The sequence below is a fragment of the Nocardia sp. CDC519 genome (assembly GCF_059509835.1).
The window spans coordinates 67,318-83,560 of sequence record NZ_CM183377.1 but is presented as its reverse complement, the minus strand read 5'-3'; the positions used below and the strand labels follow the sequence as shown (position 1 = coordinate 83,560).

11 protein-coding genes are annotated in these 16,243 nt (G+C 64.7%); 5 read left to right on the top strand and 6 right to left on the bottom strand.

The window, feature by feature from the left end; genetic code table 11:
* Positions 1-36 precede the first annotated feature (36 nt).
* From eccCa to AC5W7N_RS00380, 4 genes are all read left to right on the top strand, one after another.
* The gene (gene eccCa / locus AC5W7N_RS00395) at positions 37-4,074 is read left to right on the top strand and encodes a type VII secretion protein EccCa (protein WP_195020645.1); all 4,038 of its coding nucleotides are present in this window, start codon (positions 37-39) and stop codon (positions 4,072-4,074) included.
* Entirely contained in the window at positions 4,071-5,531 is a 1,461-nt protein-coding gene (locus AC5W7N_RS00390) for a type VII secretion-associated protein (protein ID WP_490724637.1), read from the top strand. The genes eccCa and AC5W7N_RS00390 overlap by 4 nt, the downstream gene beginning before the upstream one ends.
* Before the next feature lie 129 nt (positions 5,532-5,660).
* The gene (locus tag AC5W7N_RS00385; protein WP_195020647.1) at positions 5,661-6,002 is read left to right on the top strand and encodes a WXG100 family type VII secretion target; all 342 of its coding nucleotides are present in this window, start codon (positions 5,661-5,663) and stop codon (positions 6,000-6,002) included.
* A gap of 35 nt (positions 6,003-6,037) precedes the next feature.
* The gene (locus AC5W7N_RS00380) at positions 6,038-6,316 is read left to right on the top strand and encodes a WXG100 family type VII secretion target (RefSeq protein ID WP_195020648.1); all 279 of its coding nucleotides are present in this window, start codon (positions 6,038-6,040) and stop codon (positions 6,314-6,316) included.
* 84 nt (positions 6,317-6,400) lie between these two features.
* Here AC5W7N_RS00380 and AC5W7N_RS00375 read toward each other — a convergent pair whose 3' ends face one another.
* The 6 genes from AC5W7N_RS00375 to AC5W7N_RS00350 form a co-directional block, all read right to left on the bottom strand.
* Complete coding sequence (locus tag AC5W7N_RS00375; RefSeq protein ID WP_195020649.1) at positions 6,401-7,954, bottom strand: serine/threonine-protein kinase; 1,554 nt, start codon at positions 7,952-7,954, stop codon at positions 6,401-6,403.
* A 77-nt stretch (positions 7,955-8,031) separates the two neighbouring features.
* On the bottom strand, positions 8,032-9,279 hold the full coding sequence (locus AC5W7N_RS00370; RefSeq protein ID WP_195020650.1) for a DUF7373 family lipoprotein: 1,248 nt from the start codon (positions 9,277-9,279) through the stop codon (positions 8,032-8,034).
* Positions 9,276-10,490, bottom strand: coding sequence for a DUF7373 family lipoprotein (locus tag AC5W7N_RS00365; RefSeq protein WP_490724638.1), 1,215 nt, complete (start codon positions 10,488-10,490; stop codon positions 9,276-9,278). Before AC5W7N_RS00365 ends, AC5W7N_RS00370 begins: the two co-directional genes overlap by 4 nt.
* Positions 10,491-10,527: 37 nt before the next feature.
* A complete protein-coding gene (locus tag AC5W7N_RS00360; protein ID WP_490724639.1) occupies positions 10,528-12,171 on the bottom strand; it encodes a serine/threonine-protein kinase in 1,644 nt (547 codons plus the stop codon).
* Between the two features lie 108 nt (positions 12,172-12,279).
* Positions 12,280-13,446, bottom strand: coding sequence for a DUF7373 family lipoprotein (locus tag AC5W7N_RS00355; RefSeq protein ID WP_194991806.1), 1,167 nt, complete (start codon positions 13,444-13,446; stop codon positions 12,280-12,282).
* 59 nt (positions 13,447-13,505) lie between these two features.
* Positions 13,506-14,726, bottom strand: coding sequence for a DUF7373 family lipoprotein (locus AC5W7N_RS00350; protein WP_195020654.1), 1,221 nt, complete (start codon positions 14,724-14,726; stop codon positions 13,506-13,508).
* Positions 14,727-14,923: 197 nt separating this feature from the next.
* On the opposite strand from AC5W7N_RS00350, the gene AC5W7N_RS00345 reads away from it, so the two are divergent.
* A complete protein-coding gene (locus AC5W7N_RS00345) occupies positions 14,924-16,240 on the top strand; it encodes an FHA domain-containing protein (RefSeq protein ID WP_195006969.1) in 1,317 nt (438 codons plus the stop codon).
* The last annotated feature ends 3 nt before the right edge of the window (positions 16,241-16,243 follow it).

The following is a 16,243-nucleotide window of genomic DNA, read 5'->3' as shown; positions in this document are numbered from 1 at the left end:
CGAACACCGCAGGCCAAGAGGGGGAATTCTCGTCTTATGAGCACAGTCCGGTTTCAGCGGCGCGCACGCCGGGAGATGCCGCGGACGCCGGGTGGAGAGGTCACCCTGCAGCCGCCTCCCGAGATCCCTCGGGTGACGCCGGGCAATCTGCTCATGAAGTTGATGCCGGTCGTGATGGTCATCGGCATGGTCGGAATGATGGCCCTGATGTTCACTCAGGGTGGCGGCATGATGTCGAACCCGATGACCATGATGTTCCCGGTCATGATGCTGTTCTCCATGGTCGGTATGTTCGCCGGCCAGGGTGGCGGCAAGGGACAGAAGGCCGCGGAGGCCAACGAGGATCGCAAGGATTACCTGCGCTACCTCGATCAGGTGCGTAAAGATGTCGACGAGACGGCCACCCAGCAGCGCGCCGCCGTCGAATGGAGCCACCCGGAACCAGGTCTGATCTGGATGCTGGCAGGCACCAGCCGGATGTGGGAGCGCCGCGCGGGCGACAAGGACTTCTGCCACGCGCGCATCGGCATCGGCGGCCAGCGCCTGGCCACCCGGCTGATCGCTCCGGAAACGGGCCCCGTCGAAGAGTTGGAGCCGATCGCCGCGGTCTCGCTGCGCCGCTTCGTCCGCGCGCATTCCACCGTCCCGGATCTGCCCACCGCGATCGCGGTCAAGGGTTTCGCCACCATCGCGCTCGACGGTGATCGCGGCCAGGCCCGCGATATGACGCGCGCGATGTTGTTGCAGCTGGCCATGTTTCATGGTCCCGATCAGGTGCTGATCGCGGTGGTCTGCGGTCCGGACACCGCCTCGGAATGGGACTGGACGAAGTGGCTGCCGCATTCGCAGCATCCCGATGCCCAGGACGGCATCGGCACCCAGCGCATGTTCTACAGCTCCATCCGTGAGGCGGCCACCGGCTTGCAGCCGTTGCTGGCCAATCGGGTCCGCTACTCGCGCAACCAGCCGGCCAACCCGAACCTGGTGCACATCGTCATCGTCGTCGACGGTGGTCTGCTGGAGTCGGAGGAGGATCAGCTCCGCGAATCCGGCTTCGAGGGCGTCACCATCATCGATCTGTGCGGATACGCTCCGCGCCTTGCGGTTTCGCGCGGTATCAAGATGATCGTCGAGAACGGCGAATGCGTCGGCCGCGGTGCCACCGGCAATCAGGAACGCTTCGCGATGATCGACCGGATCAGCCCCGAGCAGGCCCAGCAGGTGGCCCGCAGGCTGGCCCCGTTCCGCGCCGCGACTCAGCGCAGCAGCGACGTCGAGGTCGATGACACCGAGGTCATTTCCAGCTGGGCCCAGCTGATGAACCTCGGCGATATCGGAACCTTCAACCCCGAACACGCGTGGCGGCCGCGCTACGGCCGGGAGCGGCTGCGGGTTCCGTTCGGTGTCGGCGCCGATGGCCTGCCCGTTGTGCTCGATATCAAGGAAGCCGCCGAAAGCGGTATGGGTCCGCACGGTCTGTGCATCGGTGCGACCGGTTCGGGTAAGTCGGAGTTCCTGCGCACCCTGGTGCTCAGCCTGCTGGCGACTCATTCGCCGGATCAGTTGAACCTGGTCCTGGTCGACTTCAAGGGCGGTGCGACCTTCCTCGGCTTCGAAGACGTCCCGCACGTCGCCGCCGTCATCACCAACCTCGAAGACGAAGCCGACCTCGTCGACCGTATGCGTGACGCCCTGGCCGGTGAGATGAACCGGCGCCAGGAAGTGCTGCGCCAGGCCGGCAACTTCGCCAACGTCTCCGAGTATGAGAAGGCCCGCGCCGCAGGCGCCGACCTCGACCCGCTGCCCGCGCTGTTCGTGGTGCTCGACGAGTTCTCCGAACTGCTCACCCAGCACCCGGATTTCGCGGAACTGTTCGTCATGATCGGCCGCCTGGGCCGCTCGCTGCACGTGCATCTGTTGCTGGCCTCGCAGCGCCTGGAGGAAGGCAAGCTCAAGGGCCTGGAGAGCCATCTCTCCTATCGCATCGGTCTGAAGACCTTCTCCGCCAACGAATCCCGTCAGGTGCTCGGTGTCCCCGATGCCTACAACCTGCCCAACAGTCCCGGTGGCGGTTACCTCAAGTCCGACTCCGGTGAAATCGTGCGTTTCCAGGCGTCCTACGTCTCCGGGCCATACGTCGGTGGTGGTTCGCAGCGTGACATGACCATCGCCACCCAGGCCGGTGAAATCGATGTGCGCGCAAGGCCTTTCGAAGCGGGACATGTCGATTTCCGCAGCGCCGACCGCATCCCGCTGCCCCCCGAGCCCACCGACGATCCGGAACCCCAGGCCGGCGAAGACGGCGAACAGCTGTCCAACATCGGCATGCTCGTGCAGCGCATCCGCGGCCACGGCCGCCCGGCCCACGAGATCTGGCTCCCGCCGCTCGACGAGGCTCCCACCCTCGACCAGCTCGTCCCGCGCTCGATCCTCACCGGCGAGTACGCCGCGGTGGCCACCCTGCGCGCCCCCATCGGCATCGTCGACCGCCCGTACGACCAGCGCCGCGACCCCTTGGTCGTCGACCTGTCCGGCTCCCGGGGCAACGTCGCCGTCGTCGGCGGCCCGCAGTCCGGCAAGTCGACCATGCTGCGCACCCTGATCATGTCGATGTCGCTGACCCACACCGCCGAACAGGTCCAGTTCTACTGCCTCGACTTCGGTGGCGGTACGCTCGCCAGCCTCGAGGGTATGCCGCATGTGGGGTCGGTTGCGGGGCGCCTCGACGAGGACAAGGTCCGCCGCACCATCGCGGAAATGACCACGATCGTTCGCCAGCGCGAACTCCGTTTCCGCCAGCTCGGCATCGAGTCGATGGCCGAGTTCCGCCGCCTGCGCGCCATGGATCCGGCAAGCAGCCCCGCGGCGGCCGGCGCCCATGAGGACCCGTTCGGCGACGCCTTCCTGGTCATCGACGGGTTCGGCTCGATCCGCCAGGATTTCGACGCCCTGGAACAGCCGATCATGAACCTCGCCGTCCAGGGCCTGTCCTACGGCGTCCACGTGGTGATCGCCCTGTCACGCTGGATGGAAGCCCGCCCGGCCCTCAAGGACCAGATCGGCACCCGCCTCGAACTGCGCTTGGGTGACCCGGCCGACTCCGACTTCGGTCGCAAGATCGCCGCCCTCGTGCCGCAGGGCCGTCCCGGCCGCGGTATGACCCCGGAGAACCTGCACATGCTCACCGCGCTGCCGCGGGTGGATGGCAGCTCTGACCCGCAGGACCTCAGCACCGGTGTGGCGAATGCGGTGCAGCAGCTGGCTTCGATGACGCCTGGGCGTCCTGCGCCGAAGGTTCGTATGCTGCCGGATCGGCTGGATCGCTACGACCTGATGTCCACCATCGAGGGTTGGGGCACGGTTGTTCCGGGGCGTCGGAACCTCAGTATTCCGATCGGTATCAACGAATCCGAACTGGCGCCTGTTTTCCTCAACTTCAACGAACAGCCGCACTTCCTCATCTTCGGCGATACCGAGTGTGGAAAGACGACCCTGCTGCGCGGCATCTGCCAGGGCATCATGGAGTCGAACCGGCCACAGGAAGCGGCGATCATCCTCGCCGACTACCGGCGCACTTTGCTCGGTGCGGTCGAGGGCGATCACATCGCCGCCTATGCCACCAGCGCGCAAGGGCTTACCACCAACGTCAATGATCTCGCCGCGCTGCTCAATTCGCGTATGCCCGGCCCTGACGTCACTCCCCAGCAGCTGCGTGAGCGCTCGTGGTGGTCCGGTCCGGATCTCTACTTGATCGTCGACGACTACGACCTTGTGGTCACATCGAGTGGTAATCCGATCGCACCGATCGTCGAATACCTTCCGCACGCAAAGGATGTCGGTTTCCACTTGATCATCGCCCGTCGGTCCGGTGGTGCATCCCGCGCGATGTACGAGGCTGCTATCTCACGCCTGCGGGATCTGGCCACACCAGGTTTGATCATGAGCGGTAGCCGGGAAGAAGGCAGCCTGCTCGGGAATGTCCGGCCGAGTGCGATGCCTCCGGGGCGCGGTACTCTCGTCAGCCGGGCCGGCGCTGAGCTCATCCAGACTTCGTACATCCAGCCGATCTCATGACCGCAGTCGAGCTGATCGTTACCGATGCGCGCCTGTGGGCGCGGAGCTCGAACACGCACGCGGACATGCCACCGTCGGTTGCGCCCGGCAGCGACGGGATGAGTCTCGTCGTCGGAGAACCACTGGCGCCGCAGTCGATGGCATGTTCGGCAGTGCAACTGCTGACCGCGGACCGGATCGCTTATCTGCCGAGCCTGCCTTCGCCGATCGACGCTATGACGGCGGTATTCGGCAGATTGCTTGCCGAGTTGCGTGTTCCGGCGCCTTGCGAACGCCTGACGATCGTCACGCCCACCGAATGGGGGGCACGGCGCCGTTCCGACCTCGAAACTGCCGCTTCTCGTTGCGCCTCCGAGGTGAAGATTCACACCGCAGCCCTACGTGCGGTAGCGGCGGATATTCGAAACCGGGATCGCCGTACGGTGGTGATCGAGTTCGCCCCGTTGTCGACGACCGCGACATCGGTCACCTACGGTCAGCAGGGTCCGGGGATCGAGGCGTGTGAGCACGAGCCGAACCTTGCTGCCGCCGAGATCGCTCCGGACAGCCCAGGTTTGACGGACCTACGGGCACTCCTCGAACGCTTGCTGGCCGGACGGCCCGCTGACAGCGTCCTGGTCGTCGGTGGCGCCGACCCGCGCTTCCTCGAGCTCATCGGTTCGGTTGTCACCGAAGTCAGCGGCCCCGACACCGAAGTTCGGACAGTCGCGAGCGCCGATCTGGCTCGTAACAAGCAGAACGAGCCCACGCACTACCCGACAGCATCCATTCCTCCGCTGCCGCAGACCGAATGGCTGCAACCATTGCGAGAGCGCGCCGCGGCGACTCGGCCGCCGCGTTCGCGCACACCGATCTACATCGGCGCAGCCGCCGTCGCCGCGATAGTGGTCGCAGGTATCGGCGCAGCCGTCGCCATGAACCAGCCCGATGAGACGAGCGGCACGGCAGCAGCGGCCCAATCGTCCACGGTCGCCGCACCCTCATCGCCCACCGTCGCTCCGACAACTCCAGCCAAGGCGACCACTAAGGCCGCACCAGCTCCTGAAACGATCGGCAATATCCGGTTCGAGGTCCCGTCCGGCTGGCGGATCACCGAGGCGGCAGGCGGATCCCGCATCTACTTGGTCCCCGAAGACGGCACAAAGGCCCGAATCACGCTCACTCAAAAGCAGGTAGCCCCAGGTGTCGGCTACGAAAAGGTCGCGGCCGACCTCGAGGCTCAGATCAAGCAACGTCCCGCGGGAACCATGAGCCCCCTGCGCCACGACGTAGTCTTCGGCGGCCGCCCAGGCCTGGCCTACACCGAACATCCAGACGACGGTTCACAAGTCGACTGGCATGTTATCGTCGAGCACAGCACCCAAGTCAGCATCGGGTGCCAATATCAGACAGGGGGGCAAGACACGACAACACAACTCTGTGCAGACGTCGCAACCACGCTGGAAGTCATCCCATGACAACAGCCAAAAATTTCTTCCACATCGATGGAACCGATTGGGCAGCCCTAGCGTCCAATCATCGTGTAGGAGCAGTTCGGCCCTGCTGGCGCAGCGCGTCCGAACCCAAACGTAGAAGCAGGAGGCAGAATGTCTAACATCATTGCCGATTTTGGCGCAATGGAGGCGTCGGCGGGCCACGTCGAAACTGTGAACGGCCAGCTGGCGTCCGAGCTCAGCCGCATCGGTACTCTCGTCGCCGGTTCCGAAGGGAACTGGAAGGGCGAGGCCGCCAAGGCGTTCCAGGGGGTCATGAACGACTACCGCGATGCCTCCGACCGGCTGCACACGGTTCTGCAGGAGATCGCCGATTCCATTCGCAAGAACGGCAAGGGCTTCACCGATGCCGAGCAGGCGCACCTCGACTCCATCCACAAGGCGGGTGCGTCGGGCGAGCTGGGCAAGGCGAGCAGCCTCAACATCCAGAGCTGAACAACAGAACCAGTCTTTTTCTTTTAGGAGGCGAAATGCTTTACAACGAAGGCCAGCTGATCGCGCTCGCTGGTGACATCCGTACGTCCAAGAGCCGTCTGACGGAGACCCACGACGAGCTGACCGGCTACGTCAACCAGCTGGTTGCGTCTTGGGAAGGTCAGGCGCAGGCCGCCTACCGTGACAAGCAGGCCCGCTGGGACGACGCCCACAACGACCTGCTGACGATCCTCGAGGCGGTCGCCAAGGTCGTCGAGGACGGCGCCATCGATATGACCACCGCCGACAAGACCGCGGCTCAGTCCTGGATGTGATACCAGGGCCGATGGCCTGCCATAAGGTGCGCTTCCAATCGTCCAGCACGATTCGAAGCGCACCTTTTTTGCTTGATGCCGTACTCATTTAATACGCTGGCGAAGCACCGGAACCAGCTGATCCAGCAAGGTTTCCTCAGAACGCCCGGACCAATCGCGCATGGCCGAAACAGCTGGTGGCGCGTCAACGGCGATCACCTGCGAGCGTGAATGCACAATGTCGAAGGGCAACCCGGTGAGGCCACCACCCCCCGCTTGGGGATCGCTTCGTAGCACTATGAGGTACGCCTTCGGGTCGTCGGCGATTTCCGAAATCCTCCCCTCGACAGGGCCCCGGGCTGCCTGGCCATTGCCCTGAGTGAGGTTCAGATTGTAGATGAACCCCAACTTCTGGAGGAATTCCGCCTGTGGTGACTTGTTGTAGTAGACCTCCACGGACTCCGGCCCTTGGTAGTCCACTACGGTGACGGTTTTTCCCTGGAATGCGGGGTTGTCCACGCGGGCCCGGGACACCGGCGCGGCGTCGGTGGCTCCGGCCGAAGCGGCTGCGTCCGCTGGAGCCGGTGCGGCATCGCTATTGGTGATCCATACTGTCGCACCGACCGCCAAGGCGACCGCGAGGGCTGCGGCTCCAGCGCCGGCGATCATCTTGCGCCGACCGGCGCCGTTGCGCGGGTTCGACGGTTGAAGCGGTGGCGCGATATCCCCGGTCACCGTCGCGGCACGGGCACGTGAATCGGGCGGCAACACTTGGACGGGGTAGGTCGGTGAGGTGTTGGTGGAAACGGGATGGTGTCCCGGAGTCAGAGCTGCTGCCGCAGCGGCGGTGAATTCCTTGCAGGAGCCGAAACGCTCCGCCGGATTCTTTGCCATGGCTTTGGCAAAGACACGGTCGATGGCATTCGGCAGCCCTGGACGAACCACGGAAGCGCGCGGTGGTGGTTCATGAAGGTGTCCCATCATGACCATCGCTGGTTGGCTTGCTGGGTAGGGGTTCTGGCCGGTCAGCAGCTTGAAGAACGAGCAGGCGAGGCTGTAGATGTCGGCGCGGTGATCGAGAGATTGGCCGCTGAGTTGTTCCGGCGGCGCGTAGGCGATGGTCGCTACGAAGCTTCCGGTCTGTGTCAGGTTATTGGCGTCATCGGACGATTTTGCCACGCCGAAATCGGCGAGGAATACCCGTTCTTCTTCGTCGCGGGACGTCGACAGCAGGAAGTTGGCGGGTTTGACGTCGCGATGCAGCAGGCCCTTTCGATGAGCGTAGTCGAGGCCCTTGCCGACCTCGGTGACGATTCGGAGAGCCCGCAGTGGTGACATCGAATACGGATTCTGCGTCAGGTCGGCCGAAGCGTCCGTTCCCTCGATGTACTGCATCGCTATCCATAAATGCCCCTCCTCTTCACCTCGGTTGTAGACCGATACGATATTCGGATGGTCGAGACCGGCGGCGAGGTTCGCCTCTCGTTCGAACCGGGCACGGAATTCATCGTTGCGGGAGAGCTCGCCGCTGAGCACTTTGAGGGCGTCCGTTCGCGGCAAGGTCGGGTGTTTAGCGAGGTAGACGGTACCCATCCCACCGGCGCCCAACACCTTCAGAATCCGGTATCCACCGACGATGGTGCCTGGGCTCATCGCCATGTCTCATGTCTCCTGGTCGTTCGCGGGCGGTTCTCAGCAATCGTCCGTTATTGAGCTCGCGTCGGGGTTCCGCGTGCTTACCGGCTATTTGCGAACAGCGCGTATTGTGCGGCCGCCCTTTGATGTACATCGGTTATCTGGTTGGAGCCCACATAGCCCACGTATCGGTCGTAGGCGACGATGCACATGAACTCGGCACTGCCGCCCGGGTCTGCTACCTCCACGCAGGCGGTATCCGGCACGTCTTTCGGGGGATCGAGCACCCTACTGAACGGGTATGCGGTGACCTTCTCTTCGACGGCTCGCTGTGCGGCCTCGGGATCGGCTACCCGAAAAGACAGCGTTCCGTAGGAGCTGGCCACTCGGTCTGCGCCCAGACGGTCGAGGAAAGTTTTCGTAGCGCCGGCGTCCTCAGTGAAATGCAGGAACCCGTCCGGCTCGAACACCCCGTAGTCCTCGTCCACGGTGGGGCTGTGGAACTGGTTGGGGTTGAGCGTGCGGCGTAGCATCCGCTCGGGATCCCAGGGAAGTTCGAGCATTCCCTCGTCAGTTATCGGCGGGAGCGCATCGAGCATAGAAAGTTGCTTTTCGAAAGCCTTTTCCGCGAGGCCCTTCAATCCGTTCAGGTCGGAGGTGGGCATAACTACTGTGATCGACACGACATAGGAGCCCCGGGCCGTGAACGATCGGAGTGCGGTCCCGCCGGGCTTCCAATGTGACAGCGCTGCTGAGTGTTTCGGAAGCTCGACTTCCTCATTGTCCTTGAACCGATCGCGGTCCGCTCGGAAGAACTCGTCGGCGGCCTTCTGGGCGTGCGCGTCGTCGACATATTGCGAAACCGCGATCGCGAGCGAGGTCGATGGTCCCCATGCCGACTTGGTTTCGGGCCATTCGTAGTAGCTTGGTGTCGAATAGAGCACGCTGCTGGCCGACGTCCGGAAACCGAACAGCATCTTGTTCCGCTTGGCGATCGCGGTCAATTCGGCTTCTTTGCCCATGAAGTCGGGCAGACCAGTATCCGACATACTCGTACCGTAAGAGTTGAGTTTGAGCGCGGGATCGATCAGATACGGGTGCGGAACGTGGTTGGCCAGCCGCATTCCTGCGATTTTCCAGTAGTCGTAGAATCCCGGAACCGGCGTGTCATCGTGCGCATCGAGTGGTTCGGTCGGATATTGCCCGGTGTCGAAAATTCGGATGTCGATTTCACCGGCCGCTGGTGATCCAGGGATGGTCGAGCCACATGCTGTTGTCAATACCGCAGTGGCAGCAACGGCCAGGATGCCTGCCAGGCGGAGCTTGGTAATTCTGCGGGAAGTTTTCACTGGGCATTCACCAACAAGCTGTACTGGGCCGAAATCAGCTGATGGATATCGGTCAACTGCAATGACCAGGTCTGTGCGACATAGCGATCGTATTTGACCGTGCAGTAGTACCTTGGCACGTAGCGATCTCGGCCTATGTATTCCTTGCATTTGGCGATCGGGAGACCCTTGGGTGGGTCGATGCTGCGATATTTCTTGTCGAGTTCGCTCACATCGTCCATGAGGCGATCTGCGGCACCCGCATCACGTGCTCGCCACAGCAGGGCGTCGCCCTCGACGTACCGGTCCACGCCTAGTTCGGTGAACAGCTGCTTCCTGTCGAGCGGCAACTCGGCGAGATGAAGGGCACCGTTGGCGGTGAACACCGCCGGCGGGTTGACGAGGGGATTCCCTTCGGACCGCGGCAGTACCCGCTTCATCATTCCGTCGGGGTCGGCCTGAAGCTGCATAAGCTTGTCGGCGGGTGTCGGTTCGAACTTCTCGAGCGCTGGGACCACGACATCGAGGCTCTTCTGCACCAAACCGAGGAGCGCCGGAAGATCATCCTTCTTCAGCCAGGTCTTGACGTAGTCGTACACCCAGGTATAGATGACCAGGTTGCCAGAGGCGAACCAGGAGCCGATCGATTGCACTCCCGGTTCCCAGTGTGCATGCGCTTCGGGGTATCCGGGGATGGCCACTCGTTGGTTCCTGTTGTTGTAAAGGTAGTCCGAATTCTCCAGCGCGGCCGCTGCTCCGGCGGCTCTGGCGGCATCGGGAAAGATCAGCACTGCATTCATGAAATGCAGTCCCGCATGGTCGGGTTTCGTTTCACCCTCGCTGAGAAATCCTGAAATGAATCCGGCTGCGTCCTTGTCGAAATTGTCGACCGCAATGAGGCGGCCGAGCTGCTCTGGCCCGAGCAGGATCCGCCCCATGGACTGGTTCGAGTAATTGAATCCCGGGTCGATTTCGGCGGGGAGCGGAAGGTGTTCGGCAAGCCGGGTCGCTTCGACGATACGAGCCTGGTCGATAGTCTGCACCGTACCGAATTCGCGGGGCCGAGTAGGGAATCCGCCGGGATCCAACGTGCTCATGTCGATTTCCGGTACCGGAGTGGAAGCGGCCGGCGTATCGGTCGAACCACATGCCGTCGCACCGATTGCGATGGCTCCGGCCGCGAACAATGCCCATAGCCCTCGATGCGAAGACGACAGCACAGTCGGCTTCAATTGGACTCCCCCTTGGTAGATCGCAGTTGAAGGGATACTACTTCACCTGTGCCGACAGGATCGGGACGAGCTTCTCCAGTAGCAGCGGCTGCGACGAGCTGGTCCAATTCCGGAAGGCGTTGACGGTAGCCGGGTCGTCGACCACGATGACGATCGACTTGACGTCGGTGACGTATGGGCTGAGTCCGGATAGTCCGCCGCCACCAGCGCCTTCGTCGCTGCGGATAGCGACGATGTAGTCGGAATTCACTTTGGAGAAGGTGGAATAGCGGTCTTCTTTGGTCACCGGCCGAGGCGAGGCTTCGTCGCCTGACTTGGCGAAGCCCGGATTGTAGACGAACCCCAGATCCTGGAGGAACTTCGCCTGGTCGCTCGGCGCGAGATACATCGCAAGCTGGTTGTCGTAGGCCTTTCCGCCGGTGACATCGACGACCGTGACGGACTTACCTGCGAATGCCGGATTGTTCTTGCGGGCTTCCTCGATGGAGCCGGGTGCGGCGTTGGTCGATGTGCCGGCCGGCCCTGCGGGCGTATCGCCGCCGGTCATCGCCCAGATCCCGATTCCCGCAGCCAGTGCGACGACGATTACCGCGGCTGCGGCGGTCAGGAGGCGGGCGCGGTTGCGGCGGGGCTCGGTGGGGGTGGGAGCCTGCTGGATGGATGGCGCCGACATATGGGCCCGCGGGTCGGTGGGTGGGCGGGTCTGCTCTGCGGTGTTGTTGACGGCGTAGCGGGGCCAGCTGGGTTCCTGGGCGTGGGGGCCCGCGGTGTAGCCGAGGGTGCCGGTGGGGTGCTGGTGGGCGCCGGAGGTGTAGCTGGGGCCGGGGGCGTGCGGGATAGAGCCGGAGAGGACTCGAGCTGCGGCGTCGGTGAATTCGCGGCAGGTGTTGAAGCGTTCGGCCGGGTTCTTGGCCAGGGCGCGGGCGAAGACCTGGTCGATGGCGGGGGGCAGGTTGCGGTTGACCGCGGTGGCCCGTGGGGGTGGTTCGTGCAGGTGGCCCATCATGACCATGGCGGGCTGGGTTGCCGGGTAGGGGTTCTGGCCGGTGAGCAGTTTGTAGAAGGCGCAGGCCAGGCTGTAGATGTCGGCGCGGTGGTCGAGCCGGCCGCCGGCGAGTTGCTCGGGGGGCGCGTAGGCGATGGTGGCGACGAAACTGCCGGTCTGGGTGAGGTCGGTGGTGTCTTCGGAGGATTTGGCGACGCCGAAGTCGGTGAGCAGGACGCGTTCTTCCTCGTCGTGCTCGGCTGAGAGCAGGAAGTTCGCCGGTTTGACGTCGCGGTGGAGCAGCCCGCGACGATGCGCGTAGTCCAGCCCTTTACCGACCTCGGTGACGATGCGCAGCGCGCGCTGCGGGGTCATGGCGCGCGGATCGCGCTCGAGTTCGGCGGCGGCGTCGGTGCCGTCGACGTACTGCATGGCGATCCACAGCTGGCCGTTTTCCTCGCCGCGGTTGTAGACCGACACGATGTTCGGGTGATCCAGTCCGGCGGCAAGGTTCGCTTCACGTTCGAACCGGCCCCGGAATTCGTTGTCGGCACTGAGGTGCCCACTGAGCACCTTGAGCGCGTCCATCCGGGGCAAGCTGGGGTGTTTGGCCAGGTAAACGGTGCCCATCCCACCCGCGCCGAGTACGCGCTGGATGCGATATCCGCCCACGATGGTGCCGGGGCTCATCGCCATCTCGCGGTCTCCTGTCTTGGCTGGTTCGGCATCGGGGTGCCGGCTGGGGCGGACGTTCTTCGGAGCATAGTGGGCGGCAATGGAGCCGGGCCGTCGTCGGTGGTGGCGCTACTGGTACTGGCTGTTGGCGAGCAGGGCGTACTGCGCGGCCGCCCGCTGCCGGACATCGATCGGCTGGCCGCTCTGCACCTGGGCGACATAGCGGTCGTAATGGACGATGCAGACGTACTTCTGATCGGAGTCGTTGGGGTTGGCGTCTTCCCGGCAGCGGGCGTCCGGAACGTCTTTCGGTGCATCGATATCCGTCCACCGGCTCGCCGTGAGCCGGGAACCGGCGAACTTCGCCGCGGCATCGGCGTCCTTGGTGCGCCATAGGTAGGTGTCGTCGGCAAGGGCGATGCTGTCGACACCGCTGTCCTGCATCGCCTTCTGCACGTCGGTCGGCTCGCCGACCCAGTGCAGCACGCCCCGTGGTTTGAAGGTGCCGACGGTGCCTGCGGCGGGTGCGAAGAAGAATTCCTCGGAGGTCAGGATGCGCCGGAGCATTCCGTCGGGATCGAACGGCAGCTCCAGCACCTCACGCTTGGACAGGGCAGGCAGTTCCTTCAGCAGCGGGACCTGGATCTCATAGGTCTTCTCGGCCAGACTCGTCAGCGAGTCCAGGTCGGGGCTCGGCCAGGTGACCAGCAGCGTGAGCACGTAGCTGCCGACGGCCATGGTGGTGCCGAGCGAGGGAATGCCCGGCCGCCAATGGGAGTGGGCGTCGGGGTATTTCTTCAGCGCGACCGCCTTGTTCTGGTCGGGCGCCACCGCGAAATCGGTCTGGTCGAGGTCGCGCGCCGCGGCCTTGGCCGTCGCCGCGTCCGGGAACTGCAGCACACCGATGGTGACCGCCGTTTCGCCGATTGATTTCTCCCGCTTGGCGCGGTCGGCGGAGGTGATGCCGAGGCCGAACATGAACTTGTGCCGTTCCAGCACCGGACCGTTGACGTCGGCGAGTAGCTCGGTGGCCGCTCGGGCGTCCTCGAAGCCCTTCGCCCCGCGGTTGTACTTCAGCTTCGGGTCCACATCGATCCCGTTGATGACGCTGTCGGACAGCCGCATGATCGCCAGCTCGGTGCCGCCGACCAGGCTGTTCAGGTATTCCCAGCGCATATCGAGTGGGGTGACCGGGTAGCTGCCGATATCGAGTCCCCGGACATCCGGTTCCCCGGGAACCGCGGTGCCCGATACGGCCGAGCAGCCGGTCAACACGGTGGTCGCGGCGATGGCCACCGCGGCACACCGGAGCGTCGATGTCCTCATGATGCTTCGAATTCGCATGTGCCGCAGTCCTACTGGGAGTTGGCCAGGATGGCGTACTGAGCGGATATCCGCTGCTGGGCGTCCAGCAACTGTTCGGCGCCCATGAACGCGTAATAACGGTCGTAGGTGACGTGGCAGTAGAAGCGAATCGCGCCCTGGGCCGGCCCCTTGTACTCGGTGCAGGTGGCCTGGGGCAGACCCTTCGGCGAATCCGCGCTGCGGAAGAACCGGTTGAGCTGGGAGGACTTGTCCATCAGCTCTTGTGCCGACTCCGCATCGGCCGTCCGGTACAGCTCACCCGCGTCGTGCGCGACGCGGTCGACGCCCGCGGCTTCGAGCTCCTGCCTACGCTGGACCGGGTCGGTGGGGAAGTGCAGGGCGCCGTGCAGGTCGTAGGTGCCCGGCACGTTCAGGAACGAATCGCCCTCAGGGCGGCGCAGCGAGATCGAGCGCATACCGTCGGGATCGATGGAGTTCTCCATCATCTTGTCCGGCGGTGTGGGCTCGAATTTCTCCAGGGCGGCGCTCGTCGCGGTGATGGCCTTCTCCGACAGCGCGGACAGGCCGGGCAGGTCGGACTCGCCGAGGAGCTTGTTCTCGTAGTTCGAGACGATGGTGACGATGACGAACCGGTCCTGGGCCAGCCAGGAGGCCAGCACCTGCATGCCGGGCTGGTATCGCACCTGGGCCGCGGGGTGCTCGTCGAGCTTCGCCGGTTCGACGGGGTACTTGTCGTCGTCATAGAACCCGGCCCGCGACAGATTCGCGGCGGCGTCGGTCGCCGACTTCGCATCGGAGAAGATCATCACCGAGGTCGACAACGTGTAGGCGAGGCTGTTGACCTTGTTCGACTGCCCGGTCGCGGAGAACCCGGAGATGAACCCCTTCGCATCGTTGGCGAAGTTGTCCTCCTTGATCCACCGGTGGATCGGACTGCCGTGGGACTCGTCGGGGAGCAGGAACGGGCGCACCGCACCCGGCGGCTGATACACCAGCTTCGGGTCGATCTCCACCGGTAGCGGTATGACGTTGCCGAGGCGCTGGGCCTCGACGAACCGGGGGACGTCCTTGTTCTTCGGTGCGCCGAGTTCGCGCGGGAGCGTCGCATAACCGCCGACATCGAGCTGGGTCAGATCCACGGCCGGTTCGGCGGCCTCGGTGTCGGATCCGCAGCCCGAGGCGGCCAGAGCGCAGGCGAACAACAGGGCGACCCCGGCCCGGAAACGGTGCGATCTCGCGGTGAGCTGCACGCTCCCCCCTTTACTCGAGTGTGTCAGCCGGATAGTACTGCACCGGTGGGACATGCGAACGTGTTCGCCGAAGGCCTTCGGCGCCGATCAGAGCCTGCTGACGAACCGCGGGTAACCGGACCGGTGTTGTTCGCATTGCAATACTCTGGTCTGGTGGCGACGATCCAGCATTCCGATCCAGGGGAGGGCCGATACCGTTGAAGGATCGGCAGGTCGAGGTGGTCGCCGGTAATCATGCGGCGGCCCGGGTTGCGGGTGCCGTGGTGGTCGTGGCGCACCGGGATCGGGGGAAGCCCACCCAGGAATCGCCTGCGGTTCGAGCGCTGGAATCGCTGGCCGAGCTGGTCAGCGACGCGGCCGAACAGCAACCTGCCGGGCCTGGCGCGTTGGTCGCGCGTAACGCGACGCGCTGGTTGATGAAGGACGCTGAACAGATCAGCCCCGGCCGTCCGATCGATTTCGGGATCCTGTCGCATGCCGAGAACGGCGGGGTGGCGATCTTCCTGCACGGCGCCGTCACCGCGGTGCTCGCGGGGGAGCAGGTCGAACGGTATCGGGGCAGCGACGCGGCGTTCACCGTGGACCGGGTGGCGTCGGTGCCGTCGAAGGCGGTCGCGCTGTTCGTCGACGACAACGGTGGCCGAGTGCCCGAGCTGCCCACCGAACGTGGAATCGGCTGGCTGGTGGAAGGTATCGCCCAGGCGGGCGGGGTGATCGTCTGGTCCGATGAGGTGCGTGCCCATGCGCCGCGCCGGGCCGGCGCCGAACACACCGGGGGTGGCTCGCATCGGCGGTCGGCGCCGCCGCCACTGCCGACAGCACGCATCGACCAGGAACGTTCGCCGGAACCCGCTGCGGCGCAATCGGCGCCGACGGATCCGAACGCGACGCCCACGCAGGCTTCGACCTCGATGCTCGACCTGAGCGACGGCGGGCAACCGCCGGAAACGACCGAAGAACGCGGCACCGACCCCTCACCGCGGCCCGATCCGCAGCTGCAGCGGCGGTTGGAGGCCACCGCCCGCGCGACCACGCTCGCGGTCAAGGTGATGGGATTCAAATGCGCGCGGGCACATCCCAGCGATCCGCGCTCGGCGTTCTGCACGGTCTGCGGGATGCCGGTCGACCAGACGCAGGCATTGAGCGAGGTGGTCCGGCCGCCGCTCGGCATGCTTGTACTCGATGACGGGATGACGTTCATGCTCGCCGCCGACGCCGTCATCGGGCGCGATCCGGAGCATTCCGAGCAGGCCCGCCGCGGTCTGATCCCGCTCAAGATCGAGGACAACTCCGGTGGGATGTCGCGCGCGCACGCCGACATCGTGCTGGTCAATTGGGATGTGACGCTGGTGGACCGCGGCTCGACCAACGGCACCCGCACCCGGGTGGCCGGGTATCGCGACTGGGTGCGGCTGCCACCGAATCAGCCGATGGTCTTGCTGCCGGGTACCGAGATCATGATCGGCAACCGGGTGCTGCGCTTCGATCCGGCGGCGCCGCCACCTTTCGGCTGACGC

What these genes read in the sequence shown, in the direction of transcription:
- eccCa (WP_195020645.1), top strand. Translation starts at nt 37, where the DNA reads ATGAGCACAGTCCGGTTTCAGCGGCGCGCACGCCGGGAGATGCCGCGG.
- AC5W7N_RS00390 (WP_490724637.1), top strand. Translation starts at nt 4,071, where the DNA reads ATGACCGCAGTCGAGCTGATCGTTACCGATGCGCGCCTGTGGGCGCGG.
- AC5W7N_RS00360 (WP_490724639.1), bottom strand. Translation starts at nt 12,171, where the DNA reads ATGGCGATGAGCCCCGGCACCATCGTGGGCGGATATCGCATCCAGCGC.
- AC5W7N_RS00375 (WP_195020649.1), bottom strand. Translation starts at nt 7,954, where the DNA reads ATGGCGATGAGCCCAGGCACCATCGTCGGTGGATACCGGATTCTGAAG.
- AC5W7N_RS00385 (WP_195020647.1), top strand. Translation starts at nt 5,661, where the DNA reads ATGTCTAACATCATTGCCGATTTTGGCGCAATGGAGGCGTCGGCGGGC.
- AC5W7N_RS00380 (WP_195020648.1), top strand. Translation starts at nt 6,038, where the DNA reads ATGCTTTACAACGAAGGCCAGCTGATCGCGCTCGCTGGTGACATCCGT.